Source organism: Microvirga splendida, from assembly GCF_016427565.1.
In the GTDB taxonomy this organism is placed as follows: Bacteria; Pseudomonadota; Alphaproteobacteria; order Rhizobiales; family Beijerinckiaceae; genus Microvirga; species Microvirga splendida.
On the sequence record NZ_JAELXT010000018.1, the window covers coordinates 12,963 to 35,259 of the forward strand.

Annotated in this window: 17 protein-coding genes and 1 pseudogene; 6 read left to right on the plus strand and 12 right to left on the minus strand. The window is 61.9% G+C overall.

All coding sequences use genetic code 11. The features are described 5' to 3' along the window. The first annotated feature begins 71 nt into the window (after nt 1-71). Both accD and JAO75_RS16065 read left to right on the plus strand, forming a co-directional pair. Nucleotides 72-1,019, plus strand: coding sequence for an acetyl-CoA carboxylase, carboxyltransferase subunit beta (gene accD, locus JAO75_RS16060; protein WP_199050151.1), 948 nt, complete (start codon nt 72-74; stop codon nt 1,017-1,019). Between the two features lie 238 nt (nt 1,020-1,257). Next, the gene (locus JAO75_RS16065) at nt 1,258-1,509 is read left to right on the plus strand and encodes a hypothetical protein (protein ID WP_199050152.1); all 252 of its coding nucleotides are present in this window, start codon (nt 1,258-1,260) and stop codon (nt 1,507-1,509) included. Nucleotides 1,510-1,805: 296 nt separating this feature from the next. Here the strand turns inward: JAO75_RS16065 and JAO75_RS16070 are convergent, their stop codons facing one another. The 5 genes from JAO75_RS16070 to JAO75_RS16090 form a co-directional block, all read right to left on the minus strand. Continuing rightward, nucleotides 1,806-2,714: a recombinase family protein gene (locus JAO75_RS16070; RefSeq protein WP_199050153.1), complete on the minus strand. Its 909-nt coding sequence runs from the start codon at nt 2,712-2,714 to the stop codon at nt 1,806-1,808. A 722-nt stretch (nt 2,715-3,436) separates the two neighbouring features. Beyond that, on the minus strand, nt 3,437-5,173 hold the full coding sequence (locus tag JAO75_RS16075; RefSeq protein ID WP_246742548.1) for a recombinase family protein: 1,737 nt from the start codon (nt 5,171-5,173) through the stop codon (nt 3,437-3,439). Nucleotides 5,174-5,476: 303 nt separating this feature from the next. Then, complete coding sequence (locus tag JAO75_RS16080; RefSeq protein WP_199050154.1) at nt 5,477-6,451, minus strand: IS110 family RNA-guided transposase; 975 nt, start codon at nt 6,449-6,451, stop codon at nt 5,477-5,479. 622 nt (nt 6,452-7,073) lie between these two features. Beyond that, on the minus strand, nt 7,074-8,513 hold the full coding sequence (locus JAO75_RS16085; RefSeq protein ID WP_199050206.1) for a DUF1254 domain-containing protein: 1,440 nt from the start codon (nt 8,511-8,513) through the stop codon (nt 7,074-7,076). Nucleotides 8,514-8,719: 206 nt separating this feature from the next. After that, nucleotides 8,720-10,666, minus strand: coding sequence for an adenylate cyclase (locus JAO75_RS16090; protein ID WP_343234631.1), 1,947 nt, complete (start codon nt 10,664-10,666; stop codon nt 8,720-8,722). Nucleotides 10,667-10,700: 34 nt separating this feature from the next. On the opposite strand from JAO75_RS16090, the gene JAO75_RS16095 reads away from it, so the two are divergent. The 3 genes and pseudogenes from JAO75_RS16095 (at nt 10,701) to JAO75_RS25485 (ending at nt 12,251) form a co-directional block, all read left to right on the plus strand. Continuing rightward, nucleotides 10,701-10,949: a hypothetical protein gene (locus JAO75_RS16095; protein WP_199050155.1), complete on the plus strand. Its 249-nt coding sequence runs from the start codon at nt 10,701-10,703 to the stop codon at nt 10,947-10,949. A 102-nt stretch (nt 10,950-11,051) separates the two neighbouring features. After that, a pseudogene (locus JAO75_RS16100) lies at nt 11,052-11,366 on the plus strand (IS110 family transposase); the annotation flags it as partial. 159 nt (nt 11,367-11,525) lie between these two features. Beyond that, nucleotides 11,526-12,251, plus strand: coding sequence for a transposase (locus JAO75_RS25485; RefSeq protein ID WP_425523200.1), 726 nt, complete (start codon nt 11,526-11,528; stop codon nt 12,249-12,251). On the opposite strand, the gene JAO75_RS16110 is transcribed toward JAO75_RS25485, so the two are convergent. The 5 genes from JAO75_RS16110 to metC form a co-directional block, all read right to left on the minus strand. Then, the gene (locus JAO75_RS16110; protein WP_199050208.1) at nt 12,148-12,864 is read right to left on the minus strand and encodes an amino acid ABC transporter ATP-binding protein; all 717 of its coding nucleotides are present in this window, start codon (nt 12,862-12,864) and stop codon (nt 12,148-12,150) included. The two genes, JAO75_RS25485 and JAO75_RS16110, sit on opposite strands and share 104 nt — an antisense overlap. Nucleotides 12,865-12,976: 112 nt before the next feature. Further along, nucleotides 12,977-14,101, minus strand: a complete 1,125-nt coding sequence (locus JAO75_RS16115) for an amino acid ABC transporter permease (protein WP_199050157.1) — start codon at nt 14,099-14,101, stop codon at nt 12,977-12,979. Beyond that, nucleotides 14,098-15,288: an amino acid ABC transporter permease gene (locus JAO75_RS16120; protein ID WP_343234632.1), complete on the minus strand. Its 1,191-nt coding sequence runs from the start codon at nt 15,286-15,288 to the stop codon at nt 14,098-14,100. Before JAO75_RS16120 ends, JAO75_RS16115 begins: the two co-directional genes overlap by 4 nt. 27 nt (nt 15,289-15,315) lie before the next feature. Continuing rightward, a complete protein-coding gene (locus tag JAO75_RS16125) occupies nt 15,316-16,341 on the minus strand; it encodes an amino acid ABC transporter substrate-binding protein (RefSeq protein WP_246742549.1) in 1,026 nt (341 codons plus the stop codon). An 18-nt stretch (nt 16,342-16,359) separates the two neighbouring features. Beyond that, entirely contained in the window at nt 16,360-17,577 is a 1,218-nt protein-coding gene (gene metC / locus JAO75_RS16130; protein ID WP_199050158.1) for a cystathionine beta-lyase, read from the minus strand. A 97-nt stretch (nt 17,578-17,674) separates the two neighbouring features. Between metC and JAO75_RS16135 the strand changes: the two genes are divergently transcribed. Then, the gene (locus JAO75_RS16135) at nt 17,675-18,568 is read left to right on the plus strand and encodes a LysR substrate-binding domain-containing protein (protein WP_199050159.1); all 894 of its coding nucleotides are present in this window, start codon (nt 17,675-17,677) and stop codon (nt 18,566-18,568) included. Between the two features lie 117 nt (nt 18,569-18,685). On the opposite strand, the gene JAO75_RS16140 is transcribed toward JAO75_RS16135, so the two are convergent. Together JAO75_RS16140 and JAO75_RS16145 are read right to left on the minus strand one after the other, a co-directional pair. Continuing rightward, nucleotides 18,686-19,780 (minus strand): IS1595 family transposase, encoded by a 1,095-nt coding sequence (locus tag JAO75_RS16140; protein WP_199050160.1) that lies wholly within the window; start codon nt 19,778-19,780, stop codon nt 18,686-18,688. 1,305 nt (nt 19,781-21,085) lie between these two features. After that, nucleotides 21,086-22,123 (minus strand): IS110 family RNA-guided transposase, encoded by a 1,038-nt coding sequence (locus tag JAO75_RS16145; RefSeq protein ID WP_199050161.1) that lies wholly within the window; start codon nt 22,121-22,123, stop codon nt 21,086-21,088. Nucleotides 22,124-22,297 lie beyond the last annotated feature (174 nt).

Consider the following 22,297-nt stretch of genomic DNA (forward strand, 5'->3'; position numbering starts at 1 on the left):
CGATCCAGCGTCGCGCTCCTGCTGCATTCCCGTGGTCTGTGCCGCCCCGGCAGATAGGGAAGGAACGCCGCGTGAGCTGGATTACCGATGTCGCGCCAAAGATCAAAACCCTGTTCAAGCGAGATGCGCCTGACAGCCTTTGGATCAAGTGCCCGGATTCCGGGCAAGTGGTATTTCAAAAGGACGTTGAGGCCAACCAGTGGGTGATTCCAGGCTCTGGTCACCACATGCGCCTGTCGGCGACCCAGCGCCTGATGCTGACCTTCGACGAGGGTCAATGGACGGACGTACCCGTCCCAGAGGTGGACTCCGACCCGCTCAAGTTCCGGGACACCAAACGCTACTCCGACCGGCTGAAAGAGGCCCGGACGAAAACCGGATTGCCGGATGCGATCAAAGTGGGCATGGGAACCGTCGAAGGCCTGCCGATGACCGTGGCTGCCCACGACCCCGATTTCATCGGCGGCTCGCTTGGGGTGGCTGCCGGGGAGGCGTTCATCAGGGGCGCCGAAACGGCGATCGAGCGAGCCACGCCCTATGTGGCGTTCACCGCCTCGGGCGGGGCCCGGATGCAGGAGGGCATCCTGTCCCTCATGCAGATGGCGCGCACTACGGTTCTGATCCAGCGGCTGCGCGAGAGAAAGCTACCTTATATCGTCGTTCTCACCAATCCGACCACGGGCGGGGTGACTGCCTCCTATGCGATGCTGGGTGATGTCCATATGGCCGAGCCAGGAGCCCTGATCGGTTTCGCCGGTCCTCGGGTGATCGAGCAGACAATCCGCGAGCACTTGCCCGACGGGTTCCAGAGGGCCGAATTCCTGAAGGAACACGGCATGGTCGACATGGTGGTCCACCGCCATGACCTGCGCTCGACACTGGCGCGCCTGTGCCGCCTTCTTATGCGACTGCCTGCTCATGGGGTCGAGATGACACCCGATACCATGGTGGATAATGGGTCGGATCTTCATGAAGCTGACCGACCGGCGCCTTCCGCTGAACAGAGCAACCCTTTGTAGGGTGAGGGGCCATTCTCTCGCGAAACCATCAGGACCGTCACCGTTTGGTTGAAGGACAAAGGCGTGGCGGCCAGTATGGTTAACGAGAGGAAAACAGGCTGGAGGTGGCATGGCGCGAAACCCGGTTCGCGATGAGCGACAAGGGGACCTGTTCGGGGAACCTCCGCCACGTGCCAAACCAGTCCGCCGGACCTCCCCACCGAGGCCGGTGCGTGAGGAGACCTGGGCGTCGGAGCCAGTGTCATTGGGCACGCTCGGGGCGAAGGCAACAAGACCCGAGATCGACGAACTCCTGGATGGCATGCCGGATCAGGAACTGGCCTATCTCGCGGTAGAGGCGACGCGGCTCGTGAAGCGCAGGCTCGTCCGAGGGCAGGGGAGGGGGCTCCGGCCAAAAGGCGCCGGCAGAGGCAAGTCGCCTCTTGATGATGCCCTCGTTCGGATTGGCGGCGAGCTGATGGAGTTTGAGGACCCGGGCGAGACGTGGTGAGCGAACGGGAGCAGGTAGCATCCTTAAGCGGCATGGGTCGGCGAGTAGTGCGATATTGGGAAGCCTCGCCGCCAACCCGTAGAAGTTCACGAGGGGCAGGGCAGGGCGCTCGAAGCTCTGGTGAAATGGCTCCGGCGGAAGCCCCGCCGCGGCTATGGAATTCGAGGCTTGTAGGTCAATTTGATCTCCCGGCGACCTGCCCACGACCTGTTGGCAGGTCATCATGATCTACCAAGGGTGGCACAAGCTATCCAAGTGTCACACTTCGAACGCAAGATCTGGTGACAGCGCCAAAATCACTGGATGTCAGGGACTGCGAGGCCAGTCTTGCGAGCCCGGTCGAGTTGGAATTTGACCGAGCTAGCCTTCCATTCTCTCCCGCCTCGTGGTGTCCGCTCTCGCATTCCCTCGAGCTGAGCGCCAATCTCACGCAGGGTGAGGTTCGGGTTAGAGATCGCAATGCCGGCAATCAGGGTCATGATGCGATCGTCCGGCGGCCGTCTTCCGGCTTTCCGTAACAACTCCGGTTCAGCCATCCGCTCGGCAACCAATCGCTTGATCGCCCTCCGGAGGCTTTGATCCGTCCACCGCTGGCCTCGTGCATTCAGCACCTGCACGACATCTCGCCAGCTATGGTCCGGCCGCATCTGACGGACGACGGGAAGGAAAGAGTCGGCCGCTGTCAAAAGGTCGCCCATATAGACGCGGTCGCGGGCGAGGGCGGTCTTGCGGATTGCCTCCGGCCGCCCCTCACGCAATCCGGGGTTCCCCGGCCGCTTGCCCTTGGCCAATGCCGCCTTCATGCCAGCCTTCGTGCGCTCCGAGATCAGCGATCGCTCCAGCTGAGCGACGGCGCCCAGGACCTGCAGAGAGAACATGCCTTGCGGGGTCGACGTGTCGATCGGATCCCTGAGGGATTTGAAATGGGCACCTTTCTCCTCAAGCGTCTCGATCACCTCGAGCAGATGGCTGACCGACCGGGCCAAACGATCGAGCCGAACGACCACGAGGACTTCGCCCTCCGAGATCTCTCGGATGAGCCGGGAGAGGACTGGCCGAGTTCGAGAGGCGCCGGATCCGTGTTCCTGATGGATGAGCGCGCAGCCGGCAGCCTTGAGCTCGTCGAGCTGAGCGTCTGTTGCCTGCTCCTCGGTTGAGACGCGGGCGTAACCGATCAGGCGTTGCCGAGTAGGGGAGGGAGCCATGTGTCAATTTCTGATGAGATTTCGGCTCTTTGTACATACTTTGCGATCATCGGAAAAGGATCGTTTGAAGACGTTTTTCAAGTCATTCTGTTAACTAGCTGGCGAAGGCAGGGCTTTCCTACAGCCAGCGAAAGTGCTTTGGAAACAAAGGCTTTAGCGGCTCGGCTGGAGCCGAAAGGCCTAAATAGATGCCCGTGATCTGATTTCTGATGAAGCCGCTCACGATGCAGCCAAGCGATGTGGCGTTTATCCGACCATCAGACCGTAGCCATTCCTTAAATACCTTCCTGCGCTGTATTTAGGCCCAAGGACATCATAGGCTTAGCAATAGGAAGAAGCGTGACTTTGGGAAAGGCCAGGTTCGGAAACCTTAAGTGAGTGAGGACTTGCTGGAATCCATGCTGCTTCTGCTACGATGATCAGAGGAGGGCAGGTCAGGAGCTAAAAGCGGACTTTCTCACGTCCAAGCTGAAGGGCAGTCCGTGACCGAGGCCGTTCTCTAATTCCGGGTCTGGGGTCAAGCTCTCTGTGAGCATCCTTGCCGGGTCCAGGGTTCTCTCCGCGGTAAGGACAGGCCTTCCGCATGATGGCGTCAGATGACGCTGGCGGATCAATGTGTGAAGCGCGCTTGGCCCAGAAGAGCGTCGCAAAGCCTGGGGCGATCTCACCAACGCCAACGTCCCGGCAGGGACCTTGCTTCCCGCGGGTTGGCGGGAAACGGGTTAAACTTTCATGCTGCTTGTTGGGCGGCCTCCTGTGATGACCAGTGGAAGTCCGTGCCATCCATCCACATCCGGTGCAGAATGACGACGTGCAGGACAATGGTGCAAAGTTCGGCGTGCCTTGGGTGGGCCTGAGAAGCCAGGATCGACCCGGAAGATCACCCGAACAACATCATCGGCCACCTCGATGCGCTTGACGAGGGTACAGATAATGTCGCGCTTCGTCGCCCAATCCGCACCCGCGAGCCGATCGTGCACCATCGTGGCAAACAGGTCGAGTTTGCCAATGACGAGGTGCAGCGAGCGGACTTGCTCATCGGCTTCCTGTTGAGCCTGGGCTTCAGCTTCAAGCCGGGCTGTCCGGCGGCGCAACTCGGCCAGGCGCGGCTCGAACTCAGGCTTCTCGATCAAGCCCTCCATGTAGCTGTCGATCAGCCGCTCGATGGCACGGCGCGCCTTCGCCAGCTGACGGCCGAGAGCATCCAGTTCGAGTTGGTGCGGCGTGGCCTGCACCGCGTCCAGGCGGCGCTGATACTCTTCGATCACCCGCGTCGGGTTGTCGAGCAGCCGGCAGACCTCGCTCCAGACGGCCTCATCGAGCCGATCGACCGCAACCAGGCGGGCGTCGCATCGCCGCTCCCCGTGGAACCGGGTGCGGTCAGTGCCGCAACAGCGATAGTACCGCCATGGTCCATAGGGGTGATACCCGGTGAACCCATAGCCACACTTCTCGCAGACGAGCAGACCCCGCAGCAGATACTGAACGCCTGAAAGCCGCTCACGATTGCGCTTTCGGTTGTCCTCCAACCGCTCTGCGACACTCGCAAAGAGGTCCTCGTCCACAAGGGCGGGCACCGCGATGCTGATGTGCCGCTCGGCCGCGGCTGGCACTTGTCGATAGGGCTTGCGCGGCATGCCGTCGTGGCCGCGCGGTGGATGAAGCGGCGCCTGCCATGGCACACACTGGCGGCGACCATAAACCGCTTGACCTGCATAGGCCGGGTTGCGCAGCATGGTGTGGACCACGGTCCGGCTCCAGTGCGGTTGACCGGTCGGGCTTGGAATCCCGCTGTCGCGCAGGCGCCGGCAAACCTCGGCCAACGTCAGTCGCTCGTGCCCGACCCAGGTGAAGATCTGGCGCACAATCCGGGCCGCCGCCTCGTCAATCTCGTAGCGCGCAGCTCCTCCCCCGGCCTCGCGCGTGATGTAGCGGTAGCCGAAGGGCGCGCGGGACAGGACACTGACGGCACCGGCTTGAGCGCGATGGCGCTTGCCGCGCCGGCTGCGCTCCAGCACTTTGGCTCTCTCGTACTCGGCGAACATGCCCTGCAGCTGCAGCAGCAAACTGTCCTCGGGCGTGGTCCCGATCGGGCGATTGAGGAAGACCACTTGCGTGTCGGCATGGGTGAACTCCTCGATTAACAGAACCTGGTGCGCGTAGCTGCGCGCGAGACGATCCGGGGACTGGATATAGACGAGATCAATCGCCGACAGCGCCACGAGGTCGCGCAGACGCTCCAGGGCCGGACGGATCAGGCTGGCGCCGCTGTGGCCATTGTCGATGAACCGCAGATCCTCTCGGACGCAGTGGCCGTCCTGCTCTGCTCGGGTGGTCAGCTCCGCCAGTTGGCTGTCGATGGTGTGCTGCTCAGCCTGCTGGTCGGAGGAGACGCGGGCGTAGAGGGCGACCTGCAGGGTCTGTGGGGCCGAGACGGCTCTCAGGTGCGGGGTTCTCATCGCATGCTCCCTCAGAAGTGGGTGTCAGCGCGCTTGATGGCAGGAAACAGGTGCGCAGGGGCAGGAGGCGCTCGTAGGCCCGTTCCAAGACATCCCGACTGCCCCGTCTGACCTCGAAGCCGACCTCAAGGCGCAGGGGTCGGCGCCTCTTGCTAAGCTTGGCCGTCATGGTCCTCTTCCTTCAGCCTGATCGGGTCCATCCAGATCAGGCCGAAGGCTTTAACGTCGGACCCGCCATGCGATGGCGCAGGGCCTCGCGAGCAATCGTATGGACAAAGCTGAGCGCAAACTTTGCACCATTGTCTAACACGTCACGGCGAGCTTGCGCGCCACCGCAACCTTGGCTTTGCGCAGTCCGCTGCGCTTAGTCAGCCTGAGACCCCACGCCTTCAGCGCCGACCACTTGGCCACGCGGGTGAGCAGCACGTTGGCGGCCTCGTAGAGGTAGCTGCGCAACATCGTGTCGCCGCATTTTGAGATCCGGCCGGTCCAATCGGTCTCGCCGGAGGCGTAGCCGCGTGCCGTCAGTCCCGCATAGGCTCCGACGCTCCTCGACCGCGTGAAGCGGGCGGGATCATCGATCGTTGCCAGGAAGCACAGTGCCGTAATCGCACCGACTCCCGGGACTGTCATGAACCGCTGCACCTGAGCACTTCTGCGGGCCAGTCGCAGTACCTTGCGATCAAGATCCGCGATCTCTTGCTCGACAGCCTCACGCGCCCTGAGGAGCGGCAGGGCTGCGGCGGCGAGTTCCGGCCTGTCCTCGAGCAGTTCGGCCGCACGCCTGGCAAACACGTTCATCTTGGCCCGGCCGATCACCTGCCCGAGGTTCTTCAGAAGTCCGCGGATCTGGTTCTCCAGATCGCGCTTGAGCTTGACCAGCAGAGCGCGGCTGGCGAGCAGGGCCTTGATGGCGTGACTGCCGCGGTCTTTGACGTGCACCTGCTTGTACCATCCACATTGCATGATGCGGGCGATGCCAGCCGCATCGTTGCGGTCGTTCTTGTTGATCTGCATCTTCAACGCCGCCTTGGCATGTCGGGCATCGATGCAGATGACCGGCAATCCCAGCGCGTTCAGCTCGTTCCAGAGCCACGTCGCCGTCGCTCCGATCTCCAGTCCAACCCGGGCCACATGCGGCGCATGGGATTGAACAAAGCCCGCGATCACCTCCGGGTCGGAGGGGACCATGCCTTCGCGCACGATCTTCCCCGTTTGATCGACAATGCAGATCGCCGTCAGCTTCAGCGAGACGTCCAGTCCGACATAGTGCTCCATGGCTACCCTCCTCACGGTCAGGGCCCTGGCGTGGGCCTCGTCGATCTTAGAGAGCTGATTCCCAGAGCCAGGTTATGGCGCGGCCCCGGAATTACCCCATGTGTGAAAACGCTGACGGACTGCTTCTTGGAGAAATTTTATGTCTCACAGGTGCTGATTGACCGAGAAATCCCCGATACAGAGACGTAAACTTTTCCTAATTGTTCGCTGCGGTGAGCACGGTTTGAGTTTTCACACAGGCTCGACCCATTTCGGACCATCCGAGTTCTACGGGCGGGACCCCTACACAGCGCAGGCCACAACAAGACGTCTCGATCTAAGGAAACCTCCTCGTACATGCGCCAAGTTAAGGATCAGATTCGGGCGCTGATGCCGAGCATGGGTTCGTGCTGAAGCATGTCGAACCCGTAGCGCCGATCCTCGCGTCAGGTGCAGTCGGTGCAAAGTGGACGGTCGCCGATCACACCCGAGAACGGAATTCCCTGGTAGGTGCCGAAGTCAAATCCGCAACCGCTGACGGCTTGCCAGGAGAGGGCGGCGTCGACGCCGAAGGGCCGGTATGTCCGGCCCTACTTGCCTTGCTATGCGGCAGGCCTCCGGCTTAGCCTACCTTCGTGCACGGTTATGCCCGATCACTGACCTTTCGGACCGGCGGGATCGTCCAGGTGCCGTCGATGATAGAAGGGTTGCTCTCGTCCGGCCAGTACATCCGCAGCATGAGGATGAACTTGCCCGCCGGAGCTGGCAGCCAGTTCGACTCCTTGTCTGCTCCGGGCGAGTCCTTCTGGATGTAGAGGTCGATTGACCCGTCCGGATTGGCCTTCAGGTCCTGGCGCGCGCTGACTGAGTAGCGGTTGATCGGGTTGGCCACGAAGAAATAGCCCCCATCATACATCGTCAGCGACCAGAAGCCTTCGACCGGCGGCAACTGGCCCTTGGCAAAGCGCATGACGTACTTGTTGGCTCCGTCATAGGCCCGGCCCTCGCCGTCCTTCTGCGAGGTCGGATAGACCGCGTCCTGCGGGCGGTTGGCCCCAAGCCCGATCGCCGTGATAAGGGCCCGCATCAGGTAGTCGGTGCCGTAGATCCCGGTCTTCGTCGTGAAGCCCCATCCGTCGATGTCGTGCACGTCCTTGTTGATCTTGAACTGGATCATGATCCGGTCGTTGGCGATCTCCGGGATGCGTTTCGCGAAGTCGGCTCGCAGCTTGCTCGCATCGAAGTCCTGGCCGGGCACGAGCCCAATCCTGGCGAACTTCGCCAGCGCAGGGGCATCGGCCGCCGACGGCGGGTTCGTCTTCATCAGCTCTGCCAGCAGGGTGAAGTACGCCACCGCGTCCATGCGGTTCACCTGGTCGCGCACGGCGGTCTTCATGTCGATCGACGGATCGACCTTGCCGGCGGGCGGCGTATACGGCTTGCCGTAGGCGCTGAGCGGCACCAGCGTGACCTGGTCCTGGAGCGCGTGCACCTCGGCGTAATCCTCCGGCGTGCCGGTGCAGTAGATGCGGCCGAGCAGCCAGACGATGCTGGTGGGCGCCTTGTATTCCTTGACACCCGCCGGCAGCGCGCCGCTCCACCCAGGCCCGGTGATGGCGTAGGTCTGAGGGCCGGTGCCCGTGGTGCGCTTGCCGGGAACCTGGAACACCGTCGTCCAGCCGTCCAGCATCGGCATCAGGTAGTAGCGGTCCTTCATGTCCGGCAGGCTCAACACCCAGGGCTCCTTGCCGACATCGAAGAACGCGGTCGTATAGAGCGTGTCGGCGTTGGGGGCGGTCACGTCGCGGAACGCAGCATCCGGATAGTGCCGGAGCTTGATGATCTGGCCCATCGGGGCCCGGGTACCCTCGGGGGCGGCCACGTTGGTAATAACCCGGCGCGTCATCTCCATGGTGACCAGCGGGTAGCCGTAGATGTAGGCGTCGGTGGCCAGCCAGAAGTCCTCGAGCCCTTCATCGATGCCGAGCAGCTCGCCCAGATGGGCCTCACTGACGGTGCTCATCGTGGTCCCAGCGAGCAGGCTCAGGGCACCGATCGCAGCCTGGCGGCGGGTTAGCTTCATCGTCATGACAAATCTCCGTTGCGTGTGGGTTCGGGGAACTGCGCGACACTTACCCGGCACAGCGGACGGCCCCGACCTGCGGCTCCTCGCCCCAGCAGTAGCCGTGGGTGAAGTCCTCGGAATCGCCATGCCCACTGCTCGGACGCTAGCAACAGCGGAGCGTTCGCGCCTGTAGCATCGTGTAGTTTACGTGGTGGTGGAGACGGTCAGCGCTGGTGAGTGGCCGCCTGGAGGGCCGTCTCCGCAGCCGTCCGGGCCGGCACCGGGAAGCCGGCCTTGCGGGCTCCTTCGGCAAAATGGGCCGCGTCCTCTGGCCGGTAGTTCCGCTTGGCCATCTCGTCGTCCCAGTGCTCGAAGATGGTCGGGCGCATGCGCAGGAACGCGTCACGGGCCTCGGCGGCTTCCGATGTCTTGCCGAGCTGGGCGTAGATGACGGCGGCGACGAAATGGTAGAGCGGGAACTTCTCCAGGGCCGCCTGCCGGATCAGGCTTTCGGCGCGTGCATAGTCGTGCTGCATGTAGGCGTAAACAGCCAACGTTCCGCTGTAGTAGCCGGAGTGACCCGGGTTGCGGGCGAGCGCCTGCTCCAGCAGCTCGGCGCCGCGCTGCCAGGCTCCCGCCTGGCCGAGCCGGGTCCCGAACTCCCCAAGCAGCTCGGTGTCATTCGGGTTTAGCGCCAATGCCCGCTCGCCCACCTCCAGCGCCTCGGCGGGCTGCCGGGCGAAGAACAGCGCCATCATCAGGGCCTGGAGCGAGCGCACGTTTTCCGGATCGAGACGGATCGCGCGGCGGGCGGCCTCGAGCGAGCGTTGTATCGGGGTGACGCCCCCCGTCCGCAAATTGAACCCGAACCGATCCTCGTCGAGATACAGGACGGACAGCATTGCCCAAGCGGTCGCATAGTCAGGATAACGCGCCACAGACCTTTCGAGGCAGGTCCGGATCGCGGCATGGCTCTCCTCCGACAGCGCGGCCCGGTAGTCGTAGAACCGCAGCGTGCATCCGTAGGCCTCGAGGTCGTCGGGAGGGCGGATCCCGGTCCGGGTCTGGTCAGCCCGCTGGATGATGCCGTAGGGCTGCGCCACCGCGGTCGCGACCCTGCGTGCGACATCGTTCTGGATCGTGAAGAGATCGCGGACCTGCACATCCTCGTCGTAGGTCTGCGACCACAGGACGGCGCCGGTCAGTGCATCGAGGAGCCGGCCCGTGATGCGCAGGCGGTGCTCTGCGGCCTGGACGCTGCCCTCCAGCACGTAGCGGACACCGAGGTCGCGGCGGATGCGGGCGGCGTCCGCACCCGGCGGGATGCTGCGTGACGTCTCCCGCCCGAGGACGGTGATTTCCTTGAAGCGGGCGAATTGGCTCAGGACCTCCTCGGTCAGGCCGTCGGCGTAGGTCCGGCCGGCCGAAGGCTCGCCCAGGGCCGTAAACGGCATCACGACGAGGGTCGGCCCCCCGGGCGGCGAGGGGGTGGACGCTTGGGGTGAACTGGATGCGCCGTCGCGCCACGGGCCCCACAAGGCAAGCCCGCCGAGGAAGGCTAGGCAAGCGATCGCGACGGGAACCGCGGCGAGCCAGGGCATCCAGCGCCGTGGCGGCGAATCGGCTGGAGACCTGGGCGACACAGCGGCCGGGGCAGGATGGGGTTCCGCGGCCTGCGGCGTGCGCCAGGCGAAGTGCGGGACGTAGCCCCCCTTGGGGATGGTGATGACGACCGGATCCGACAAGCCATCGGAGAGATAGTAGCGCTCCAGCGCCCGGCGCAGCCGTCCGGCCTCGATGCGCACGGCTGGGTCGTTCTGCGCATCGAAGTCTGAACTCCGCTCGAACACCTCGGTGCCGATGGCATACGCCTTGATGCGCTCCGCGCGGCCGGCGAGCGTCTCCTCGACAACATAGCGGAGGAACCTGCGCGCCCGCGCGGGCGCGTCGAGGTCGGGGCTGGCAAGGAGGCGGTCGAGCTGGGCGCGTACGTCCTCCGCCGCAGGCGGCGACTGCGCCTGCGGCGAGGCACTGACAGTGCCGTCGCCTCCACCGAGCATGGATCGGTCCGTTGTCCGCGGGCGTACGTGACGCCTCTCCCCGTAAACTACAGTAACATACTCCCCAAGGGAACGGCATGGGCGGATACTGGCAAATGTGGGACGGCGCACCCGCGCTGTCCGAGCCCGGCGACGGGGTTACACCATGCAGCACGCCGTCCAGGCCGCCATCGCACGCTTCCCCGACCGGGGACATGCCATCGCGGAATTGGCTCGGACGGACGAAGGCTTCCAGTCGCTCTGCGAGGATTTCGCCGCGGCGCAGGCAGCTCTCGTACACTGGGAACGATCGTCCTCACCCGTGAGGGAGGCGCGCTGCGCCGAGTACCGCGAGCTGGTGCGAGATCTCGCGGTCGAGATCCAGGCCGAGTTGGACCGTCATTCGCAAGAATAGCCTGGAACGCGATGAAGGTCCGGTCCTGATGCTGTGGACGGCTCCCACCGAGCGGTGAGGTAGCATGGCTGCTTCGAGCAGCCAGCGACACAGGAGCAGCCCATGAGCACGGTCACCACTATTGGCCTGGACATCGCCAAGTCCGTCTTCCAGGTGCACGGTATTGATGCCGAAGGGGTAGTGATCATCCGACGTCAGGTCAGGCGCGGGCAGGTGCTCAAGTTCTTTGCGGGCCTGCCGCCCTGCCTGATCGGCATCGAGGCCTGTGCCTCGGCTCATCACTGGTCGCGCGAACTCCAGAGCCTCGGCCATGAGGTGAAGCTCATGCCGCCGGCTTACGTCAAACCGTATGTAAAGCGGCAGAAGAACGACATGGCCGATGCCGAGGCGATCTGCGAGGCGGTGACCCGGCCCTCTTCCGCCGTCCCGCAAACACCAATGCCGTAAATCATCGCCGTGTCCGCGCTCAGGCTTCTCAGGTCTGGGCCGAGGTGACCGGTGTCGCGAGTGCCTAATCTAATGCTCCTGAAGGGGCTAGACTTGTCCCAAGTCGTTAAGTTGACGATGCCCATCGAGATGCTGGCAGCCCATGTCCGGCTCGTGTACCGCCAGCTCAAGGAGACCTCGCGTCAGCTCGACGAGCTGTGCGAGCAGATTGCTAGCCTCGGTCAAGAAGCCCATCCGGATGCGAGACCCGGTGATGCCGCCATCCTGCGGTCTCTTCCCGGGGGCCGAATGGTGCTGGCAACGCTGCTGAGCGAGGCCTCAGATCCCCTCAGCCGACGCGACCACCAGGCTCTGCACAACCTCTGCGGTGTGACCCCTGTGACCCGCCGCAGCGGCAAACGCTGGGTGGTGAGCATGCGCCGGGCAGCCCACGTGAGGCTTCGGTTGGCACTGTACCATCGGTCGCGGGTTGCGATCCAAACCGATGCGACAAGCCGAAGCCGGTATGATCAACTTCGCGAACGCGGTCATTCTCATCCACGCGCCTTGCACAGTGTGGCCGACCGCCTCCTGAATGTGGCCTGCGCCATGCTCAGACATGGCACCCTCTTCAACCCTGAGCCCCCTGAAGACTTCCTTCCAGCGCATAAGTCCAGCCCGACACAGTTACTCAGAACCGACTTGTTAGAAGGTGGGGAGTCCCATCACATCATGCGCTGGCCCCCACCTGGGGTGGCTGGTTGCCACAACATCAATGCAGGATCTGGGACAGGAAGAGGCGGGTGCGCTCGTGCTGCGGGTTGCGGAAGAACTCGTCCGGCGTGTTCATCTCCACAATCTGCCCGTAATCCATGAAGATCACCCGGTCCGCCACCTGACGGGCAAAGCCCATCTCGTGCGTCACGCACAGCATAGTCATGCCCTCATCGGCGAGTCCCACCATGGTGTCGAGCACCTCCTTCACCATCTCGGGGTCCAGCGCCGAGGTCGGCTCGTCGAACAGCATGATCTTGGGGCTCATGCACAGCGAGCGGGCGATCGCCACGCGCTGCTGCTGGCCGCCGGAGAGCTGGCCCGGGTACTTGTTCGCCTGCTCCGGGATCTTGACCCGGGTCAGGTAGTGCATGGCGACTTCTTCCGCCTCCTTCTTGCGCATCTTCTTCACCCAGATCGACGCGAGCGTGCAGTTCTCGAGAACTGTCAGATGCGGGAAGAGGTTGAAGTGCTGGAACACCATGCCGACTTCGCGACGCACCTCATCGATGCGCTTGAGATCGTTGGTGAGCTCCGTCCCGTCGACGATGATGCGACCCTTCTGGTGCTCCTCCAGGCGGTTGATGCAGCGGATCATCGTGGACTTGCCGGAACCCGAGGGACCACAGATGACAATGCGCTCGCCGCGCCGGATACTGAGGTTGATGTCCCGCAGCACGTGGAACTCGCCGTACCACTTGTGCACGTCGATCATCTGAACGGCGGCTTCGGCTTTAGGGTCGACAGATCGACCCACCGAACCATCGATCAGTTTAACTGAAAAAGGCATTTTGCCATCCGATCGCTGAGGTAAGAGTCAAATCGCGTCACCGCACCTGGCCTGCCGCGGCACGCCTCTCGAGATAAAGACTGTAGCGTGAGATGCCGAAGCAGATGACGAAGTAAATCATTGCAATGAAGAGATAGGTCTCGGCGAACGGACTCGGCCAGGAAGGGTCAGCCAAGGCTGCCTTTCCTGAACTGAGGAGATCGAACAGGCCGACGACCAGAACCAGCGCCGTGTTCTTCACCATAACAATGACGGTGTTGGTCAGGGGCGGGATGACCTTCTGAAGGGCTTGAGGCAGAATGACCTGGCGGATGGTATCAACCCAGCTCAGGCCGAGCGCCCGTGCCGCTTCAGCTTGGCCCTCTGGAATCGCCTGCAAGCCGCCCCGTACAACCTCAGCGAGATAAGCGGCCGAGAAGATTGTCAAAGCCACACCGGCACGGGCAAGCTTATCAATGGTCAGCCCCTCCGGGAGCATGATCGGCAACATGATCGACGACATGAACAGAAGGCTGACCAGAGGCAACCCACGGATGACCTCGATCAGTCCAACCGACAGGATCCGTGGCACGGGCAGAGCCGAGCGGCGCCCGAGCGCAAGGATGACACCGAAAGGAAAGCCAATTCCCAGTGCCGAGACTGCGAGAATGAGCGTCACCGGCAGCCCGCCCCAGTATGCAGTTGGAACTAAGGTGAGACCAAGCACCCCGCCTTGCATCAAGACCAGGAAGCAGGCCACAGCGATGCACCACAAGAAAACGAGGAAACGATCCCAGTTGCGTGGTGGCAAACTGTAGAGAATGACACAAAACAGCATTGTGACTGCAAGGAGCGGGCGCCATTGCTGGTCTGGAGGATAGATTCCGAATAGAATCTGCCGGAATTTGGCGCGCAGAAACGCCCAGCAAGCGCCGCTCGCTTCGCGGCAGGCCGATCCATCAGTTGCCGTCCAGATGCTGTCGAGAATACCCCATTGGATCAGGCGCGGTACTGCCGCCAAAAGAATAGCCGCTGTGGCAAGGGTCAGGAGGGTATTCCCGATAGTGCCAAACAGAACCTGCGCAATCGGAGCCTTGCGCCGCGCCGGTGGCCTGAGGGCTAGGACCGCGTTGTCTCCCGCGTCTGCGATCGGTTCAAGTGGCAGATTCGAAGCTGTGGTCATCGTGTCACCAGCATCATGCGGCGATTGTACCAGTTCATGAAGGTCGAGACGGATAAGCTGATCGCCAGGTAGACGCTCATGAGGATCAGAACGCCTTCGATCGCCTGCCCAGTCTGGTTAATCGTTGTCGCCATCACGGAGGCAAAATCAGGGTAACCGACCGCCAAGGCCAGGGTTGTGTTCTTGACGACATTCAAAAACTGACTGGTCATGGGCGGTACTATGATGCGCAGCGCCTGCGGCACAACAATGAGCCATAGAATGTGTTCCTCGCGCAGTCCCAGGGCCCTGCCGCCCTCCCACTGGCCCTTCGGTACGGCGTCGATGCCGCCCCGGACAATCTCCGCAACAAATGCTGCCGTGTAGAGCACAAGTCCGACGACAAGTGCCATGAATTCAGGCGTCAGCGTGGCTCCCCCGGTAAAGTTGAAACCTCGCAAGACAGGCTGGTCCAGGGAGATACGGATGTCGCTGGCCCAGACAGTTAATCCAAGCAGTAGAATGGCCAGACCACCCAGCCCAGCACACAGGGGAGGGCTTCGACGCTTTGGGCGACCAAGACATGCTTGCCAAGCAAATGCTCTAAGCGCCATTGCACTGCCAAGCAGCAAGGCACTTCCGAAGAGCCCGCTGCCGCCCTCCACGATCGGCCATGGGAAGAACAGCCCGCGCAGCGACAGAAACAGGCCGGGCATCGGTTCAAGTGCGGCGCGCGGCGCGGGAAGCCCAATGGTCAATAATGCATACCAAAACAGGAGCTGGACCACGAGCGGAGTATTTCGCATCGTTTCGACGAAACATGACGCGAGGCCGCGGACGAGCGGATTGAGGGAGCGACGCCCCAAGCCGATGCAGAAGCCGAAAGCCGTCGCGACGACAATCACGATCATTGAGATGTAAAGGGTGTTCAGCAACCCGACGGCAAAAGCTTTCAGATAAGGATTTGTCGGATCATAAGCGAGAAAGCCTTCAGCAATCGGAAAGCGCGCCGGCCGGCTGAGAAACCCGAAGCCGGTTTGGATACCGCGCCGGACGAGGTTGTCGAGTGTGTTGGCCGTGAGCCATGTCACTGTGGCAAGGAATGCCAGCATAATGAGAGATTGCCAAAGGTAGGAGCGGAACCGCGCATCAAACCACAGTCGGGACATTGCTTTTATCTCACAGGACGGATGCAGGAGGGACCGCACGAGACCCCTCCTGGCGCACCGGCAGCGTCAGTTAAAGACGAGGGGGAACATGAGCCCGCCGTCCTTGTGGAGTTTGTTCGGTCCTCGATCGAGCTTGATTGGGCTGTTCTTGCCAATATGACGGTCGAAGATCTCGCCATAGTTTCCGACTTGCTTGATGATGTTGTAAGCCCACTTTTCGTCAAGACCCAGCGCCTGACCGTTCCCAGGCTCCATCCCGAGGAAACGTTGGATCTGCGGGTCGCTCGACTTGAGCATCTCGTCTACGTTGGCTTGCGTAATTCCCATGTCCTCCGCAGCAATCAGGGCCTGGAACGACCACTTGACGATGTCGTAGAAACGATCGTCGCCATGCCGAACCGACGGGGCCAGACCTTCGAAGTGGCCGCTCGCCGGGAAGATCACGTAATCCTCGGGATTCGGGGCTTGGGTCGCCCGCGTGGTTGCCAACGCCGACGCATCGGAGATCAGCGCATCGCAGCGGCCACTAAAAAAGGCCTGCCGGGTGGCCGGAACGTTGTCGAACAGGATCGGCTTGAGATCGAGGTTGTACTTGCGTGACAGATCCGCAAGCGTCACCTCCGTTGTCGATCCGGTTTGCAGGCAGACGGAGGCGCCTTTCATCTGCTTCGTTTCGGTCACGCCCAGTTTCCGGGACAACAGGAAGCCGTCGTACTCGTAATAATTCGGGAAGGAAAAATTCAGCCCATTAGCATCGCGGCGCAATGTCCAGGTGGTGGTGCGTGGCAGGATATCGATCTCGCCCGTTTGCAAAGCGGTCAGCCGCTGCGGGCCAGTCAGTGGAACGAATCTGGCCTTGTCTTTGTCGCCCAGGATAGCAACGGCAACGGCGCGACACGTGTCCACGTCGAGCCCTTTCCAGACACCCTTCTCGTCGGGCGCGGAAAAGCCAACGTTGCCTTGGCTTGCTCCGCAGCTGATATAGCCGCGCTGCTTGATCTGCTCAACGGTTTGTTGGGCTTGCGCGGGCAAGCTTATCGTACCCGCCAAGCCGATCGTGAAGAGTGCCGCCATGAACCGTTTGTTTGTCATCGTTTGCTTCCCTCTGGATTACTCAGCGCTGGAAGCGCCGAGATTCGTGTGAAACCTGCGCTTGTCCGTCGCCGTGGCGCCCAAAGCACCGAAGAACCGCTGCAGGTCCTCAATGAGATCGGCCACATTTTCCAGACCGATGGATAGTCGGATCAGATGCCCGGTCGATAACCAGGCCAGGTCGTCGCGGCCGGAGCGAGGATTGCTGGGCGCAACGAGGCTGTGCGCACCACCCCAGCTTGCCCCGATCTTGAACAATCTGAGTTCCTGAAACGCCCGCTCGATAACGTCAGCCGAATGCGGCGCCAACACGATCGAAAACACGCCTGAGGATCCTCGAAAGTCACGCGTCCAAACCGCGTGACCGGGATGGTTGGGCTCGGCCGGATGGAGGATTTGCACAACGGAGTCTTGATCCCGGAGCCATTCGAGAATTTGCAATGATGACTGCTCCGATTGCCTTAACCTCAGAGGTAAAGTCACAAGGCCTCTCATGCATAGGAAGCATTCGTCGGCGCCGACGCCGAGGCCGAGGAAGCGGGCGACATCCTTTAGCCGCCGGAACAGTGCCTCTTCCTTGACAGCAATCGAACCCATGTTGAGATCGGAATGGCCGCTGGCATACTTCGACAGCGACTGCATGGACAGGTCGACTCCATGGGCGAGAGGATTGAACAGGATTGGCGTCGCCCATGTATTATCGGCGGCGACTAGGATACCGTGCGCATGGGCTGCGGCACTGATGGCAGGGATGTCCTGAATCTCGAAAGTGACCGATCCGGGGGACTCGACCCAGACAAGCTTCGTGCGGTCGTCGAGCAGGTCACCCACAGAACCGGCAATGGTTGGATCGTAGAAGACGGTGTCAATCCCAAGAGGGGCAAGAAGCCGTTGGGCCATTGTTCGCGCGGGCCCATACATCGAAGAGGGCATGAGAATTCTATCATCCTTCTGCGCGAAGGCCATACAGACCAGGCTGATCGCGGAGAGCCCGGATGGGGTAACGAGCGCTCGCGTTCCGCCCTCGAGAGCAGCGATCTGTTGTTCCAGTGATCGGCTCGTGGGTGTGCCATAGAGCCCATACGAGTAGCCATCATAGAGGCGCTCATGACGGCTCTCAAAGGCGGCCATGGTCTCGAAGGTGACCGTTGACGCATGGTGCAGGGGGACGGTCAACGTCTGGAATGGCTCGTCGGCCGTACGGGGCGGGTGAATTAGGGTTGTCTCGGTCCGCATCACTGTCTGTCTCCTGGCTGGCCACAGCATCATAGAATGACGTGGCAAGCTATGTTCGAAAGCGACAGACTCTATTCATTTGTGATATGGATTCGTCATGAACCTGCACGATATCGAAGTCTTTCACGCCGTCATGATTTCCGGGGGAGCGGGACGCGCTTCGGAACTGCTCGGCACATCGCAGCCGACGGTGAGCCGAACGATCGCGAATCTGGAACGAAGTATCGGGTTCTCCCTCTTCGACCGAGTGCGAGGACGCCTGATTCCGACCCGGGACGGCCGCCTGTTCCACGAGGAGGTGCAACGCAACCTGATTGGCCTTGATCGGCTCCAAGCGGCGGCAGCCAGGATCCGAGAGGTTGGCGAAGGATCGCTCAGGATCGCCTCGCTCGCGGCTCTCGGGCAGGTCTTGATCCCACGAGCCGTGACAAGATTCCTTCAACATTTTTCCGATGCGCGCATTTCGCTGCAGATCAGGACCTCGTCAGTCGTCAAGGATCTCGTCGCATCCGGGCAGGTCGACCTGGGACTGGCGGCTGACGAGATCGATGTGTCGGGGGTGCAGACCACCGTGTTCGCAACACCGCGGGCTGTTTGCGTCTTTTCTCGCGACCATCCGCTGGCCGGTCGAGACGTGATTACGCCAGCGGATTTCGCCCGCTATCCCCTGCTGGCGCTGTCGCCGGAAGACACGGTGAGGAAAGCCATGGATCGCGCCTTGGCGGCCGCCAATGTTGAGCCAAAGATCGTTGTTGAAACGCCCTTTTCCTCAACCGTCGTTACCCTCGCCGGCGAGGGCGCAGGAATCGGCATTGCCAACCCTCTGGCGATCGATCATGCATCATTCAGTCGAGTCTCAACGGCTCCGTTCGAGCCGGCCATCTACTTCCGGGCTCTTCTTCTCAGACCTCCAGATGCTCCGAGATCGCGGCTTGTGGAGGCCTTTCTGAGTGCATTGTACGAGACCCGGAACGCCAGCGCGCGTGGATGAAGCCTGCAGCATCATCATGTCTGGTGCAAGTTATGCGAGGTGGCGGCATATGAAGCCTTGAGGGTGATCTTCCCTGGGGTCAGCGCAAGATCTGTTCCTAATTATATGCCGGCATTATCAACCAAAGACAGCTACTTTCGAGACGAGGTCGATGCCGCCGGCCTTCGTTCGGCGCATCTCGCGTCCCACGACTGAGCGGAACACAGCCGGGAGGTGCAAGGCGGGCGGTATGCGCGCCCACAAGATCTTGGTCACCGGCCGTCCCTTGCGCGTTCGTCGCTGCGCCTGGCTCGTGACCACCCGCTGCGACCAGCGGAAACCGATCTCGTTAAAGTACAGATCCGCGTGATGCGGACTGATGTGGTGAAACACGCCTGAGACCGTGCGGCGGATCCGATCATTGAGGCCCTCGGCTGAGTTGATGTGCACCGGCCCGCGGGCATACTCGCGAGCCTTATGATGGACGGTGTCATGGGACGCAAAGGCGCTCCCCAAGGACACAAATGTCTTCCATTCATCGCTCATCAGACGTGCCGCGGGATCAAAGACATCCGTGAGAACCCTGTCAGCCTCGGACTCCGACAGGTCCTCAATGACTGCTGCCCGAACCTCACCGGACGGCGAACCGACGCTCACATCCGGAGGCCGCTGAACGGCCACAAGCGCAGGTGTTTTCAAGGTTTTCGGCTGGTCTTTGCGTCCACGCCCGGGTGGAGAATACTTCATCTCCCGCCGCGGCTTGCCACCCAGATACACTCTGTCGATCTCAACCACGCCATCGAGCGCCTGCTCGCGCCTAACCATCAGGCGCAGGGCATGCCCCATGCGCCAAGCCGTCGGCCGACTGACGCCGAGCGCTTCCGCCAGACGAATGGAGGAGATGCCCTCATCTGATTGCAGCATCAGCCAGAGGCCGGACAGCCAGACCCAAAGTGGAAGCTTGGTCCCGTGCAGAGGCCTGCGGGTCGTGACCGTGAACTGGAAGCGGCAGGTACCACTCGAGCATTGGTAGAGCCCTGGCCGGGCCCGCTTCCCCTTCTCCCGGCCGGTTAAGGCGATGGAGCGGTGATAACCGCTCGCCGGGCAGACCCCTCCTTTCGGCCACATCATCGCCTCAAGCAAGCGCCGGCAATGATCCTCATCCTGGAAGGCTCGAACCATGTCCCGCACCGTGGTGATCTGCGCCAGCGCCTCGCGGACGGACAACTCCATGCTGACCTCCTGTTCAGATTATCGATCACGAGATCAAAATCTCACGCAAACCCTTAGTTAGAAAGGAAAAGCTGTCTTTGGTTGGTAATGCCGAAGTTCACTGATCAGAGCGAAACCTCCGGGTCTCACCCTCACCCTTAACTCAAAGGGGGTGGTGGGACGTCTTGGCTCAGTATGCGGAACGATCAATCAGGCTGCCAAGGTAAGGTGTGTTCTTGGAACTCCCCAGACGTAAGGGCTCGGTCGGCTAATCCGGTCGAAGCAGATCCTCCTGGAGTGGGTAATTGCGTGGCTTGACCCAGTGCAGACGTTACGACGCCGAGTTGTGGGAAAGGGAAGATTTGCGTGAAACAGTAGACTTCGTTGATGGTGGTGCGGGTCGAAGTTCTGGCCGGCGGATGTTCATTCTCCTGCCTCGTCGCTTTCTATACGGCGGGCGCATACCCGGGCCGCGGTGCCCATCATGATGCCCTGGCATTACTCGCTGCCCAGGACCGCTTTCGGCCTCTAATCATCCTACGGCCGCAAGCCAACCTCATTGCCTGATGTCGGTCGCGTATAGGGATGCGCAAGGAGCGCCTGATAGGCCTCAATCAGACAGCGCCCGGCCTTGCCTCCCTCGGCTGCTCTGCCGCAGGTCAGTTGAGCAGAGGGCGATGCAGGCTGGGCAGCCGTCATGGTCCAAAGCCATAATCCTCGGACCGGTCCGTCCTCAATCTGGCAGACTCGCCCGATGGCTTTGCCACTGTCGAAGGCTGTAAAGTCCGGCTTGGGCTGAGCATCTTCGTGGGTCAACATCCACTTGATCTCCATGAACTCGATCCCCGCTGTAATTAACAGGCAGTTTCGCTTGGCCAGAGCGGTGAAGTGCAAAATTCATCAGCCGATCTGCCCCGGTGGGGTGCGCAAACTGCGGCAGTATGGTTAGCAAGCAGTTAACGCTGACCTGCGACACGCGAGTAGGTCAGGTGGGCAGCCGCCCGCTAGCAGTCTGGAGACGTGGGGGAGGGCTCTTCTCTATTCGGCGGTTTAAGGTCAAGCGCTTTCGGGCTGTTTTACTACTCCGATGTTTGATGTCACTCGCGGGCCTTGCTTCTCTTCGGGATCAGCTCTCGGGCTCTCCCAGTATGGGATCAGAAGAATGAGGTGGCCCAATCTGTTGCGCGTTCTGATCGCGCAAAACGCGATCGACACAAGAGCCCACGCGAAGTCACCTCATCCATCGTCCCGCGAGGGACGTCTCTCCACCGGAGGGCGGATCTTGGATCTCCTCCTCTTCGGGTGACAGGCGGTTGCTCTGAGCGATCATGCGACTGCCAAGACACCCTCCTTGGTCCAGCGGAACTCGGTGCCATCGCTCCAGAGGTGGTGCATGATCACAGCCAAACGGCGCGCCAGAGCCACGATGGCCTTTTGCAGGCCGCGCCGTCGGGCCACGTTCACAGCCCGGGCCTTCAGCCAGGACCATTTCTGCACCCGGGTCAGCAGCACCTGGGCCGCCTCATAGAGCAGCGCGCGCATCATGGCGTCGCCGCACAGAGAGACGCGTCCGATCCGATTACTCTCGCCGGACTGATTGAGAACCGGCGTGAGCCCCAGAGCGGGGCCGACTGCCTTGGAATTCTTGAACCGCTCCGGAATGTCGATCGTGGCGCTAAAGGCCAGCGACACCACGGGACCGACACCCGGAATGGTCATCAGGCGCCGGCAGACGTCATCGTCCCGGACGGTCGCCAACACTTTCCGGTGAAGAGCGGCGAAGCGCTCCCGCAGGCTCTGACGGGCTTCGAGCAGGCAAGCCATGATCTCAGCCAGCTCCGGCAGGCCGGCCACGAGCTCGCGGATCCGGTCCTCGAACCTGACCTTGCCAATGACCCCGACCTTGAGGCCGAAGTTGCGCAGCAGACCGCGGATGTCGTTCTCAATGGCAATGGCTTTTTCCTGCAACAACTTACGGGCCGTCAGCAGGGCGCGTCGGTTCTGGCTGGCCAGCGTCTTCACATGAACGGGCCGGAACAGGTTGACCCGCATCATCTGAGCGATGCCGCGAGCATCGTTGCGGTCAGTCTTGTTCACCTGCGCCTTCAGGAACGCCTTGGTGTGGCGCGTCTCGATGCAGATGACTGGCAGCCCGGCCATGGCCAGCCCGCTGTAGAGCCACTGCGACAGCGGACCGGCTTCGAGCCCGACCCGCTCGAGCCGCCAGGCTGGATCCTGGAGCACCTGAACCAGGTCGTCGGGATGGCTGGTCACCTTCAGTTCGCGACAGACCTTGCCCGTCTCGTCCAGAATGCACAAAGAGGTCTCTTTGACCGAGACATCGAGGCCGGCATAATGCTTCATGCTGCGCTTCTCCCACTGATGCTTGTGGCTGGTCCTATCCAGACCACGTTGTACCATCAGCCTGAAGCGCAGCACCTCCGACGGTCGATGAAAGATGGCGCGAAGCCGATTACCCCATCTGTTGCATTAACGTGTCAAGCCACAGGATGTAGTAGCTCTTGAGGTATTTGAACG

What these genes read in the sequence shown, in the direction of transcription:
- JAO75_RS16080 (WP_199050154.1), bottom strand. Translation starts at nt 6,451, where the DNA reads ATGGAGCACTATGTCGGACTGGACGTCTCGCTGAAGCTGACGGCGATC.
- JAO75_RS16145 (WP_199050161.1), bottom strand. Translation starts at nt 22,123, where the DNA reads ATGAAGCATTATGCCGGCCTCGATGTCTCGGTCAAAGAGACCTCTTTG.
- JAO75_RS16075 (WP_246742548.1), bottom strand. Translation starts at nt 5,173, where the DNA reads ATGAGAACCCCGCACCTGAGAGCCGTCTCGGCCCCACAGACCCTGCAG.
- JAO75_RS16140 (WP_199050160.1), bottom strand. Translation starts at nt 19,780, where the DNA reads ATGGAGTTGTCCGTCCGCGAGGCGCTGGCGCAGATCACCACGGTGCGG.
- JAO75_RS16135 (WP_199050159.1), top strand. Translation starts at nt 17,675, where the DNA reads ATGAACCTGCACGATATCGAAGTCTTTCACGCCGTCATGATTTCCGGG.
- metC (WP_199050158.1), bottom strand. Translation starts at nt 17,577, where the DNA reads ATGCGGACCGAGACAACCCTAATTCACCCGCCCCGTACGGCCGACGAG.
- JAO75_RS16095 (WP_199050155.1), top strand. Translation starts at nt 10,701, where the DNA reads ATGCAGCACGCCGTCCAGGCCGCCATCGCACGCTTCCCCGACCGGGGA.
- JAO75_RS16070 (WP_199050153.1), bottom strand. Translation starts at nt 2,714, where the DNA reads ATGGCTCCCTCCCCTACTCGGCAACGCCTGATCGGTTACGCCCGCGTC.
- JAO75_RS25485 (WP_425523200.1), top strand. Translation starts at nt 11,526, where the DNA reads ATGCTGGCAGCCCATGTCCGGCTCGTGTACCGCCAGCTCAAGGAGACC.
- JAO75_RS16085 (WP_199050206.1), bottom strand. Translation starts at nt 8,513, where the DNA reads ATGAAGCTAACCCGCCGCCAGGCTGCGATCGGTGCCCTGAGCCTGCTC.
- JAO75_RS16110 (WP_199050208.1), bottom strand. Translation starts at nt 12,864, where the DNA reads ATGATCGACGTGCACAAGTGGTACGGCGAGTTCCACGTGCTGCGGGAC.
- JAO75_RS16125 (WP_246742549.1), bottom strand. Translation starts at nt 16,341, where the DNA reads ATGACAAACAAACGGTTCATGGCGGCACTCTTCACGATCGGCTTGGCG.
- JAO75_RS16115 (WP_199050157.1), bottom strand. Translation starts at nt 14,101, where the DNA reads ATGACCACAGCTTCGAATCTGCCACTTGAACCGATCGCAGACGCGGGA.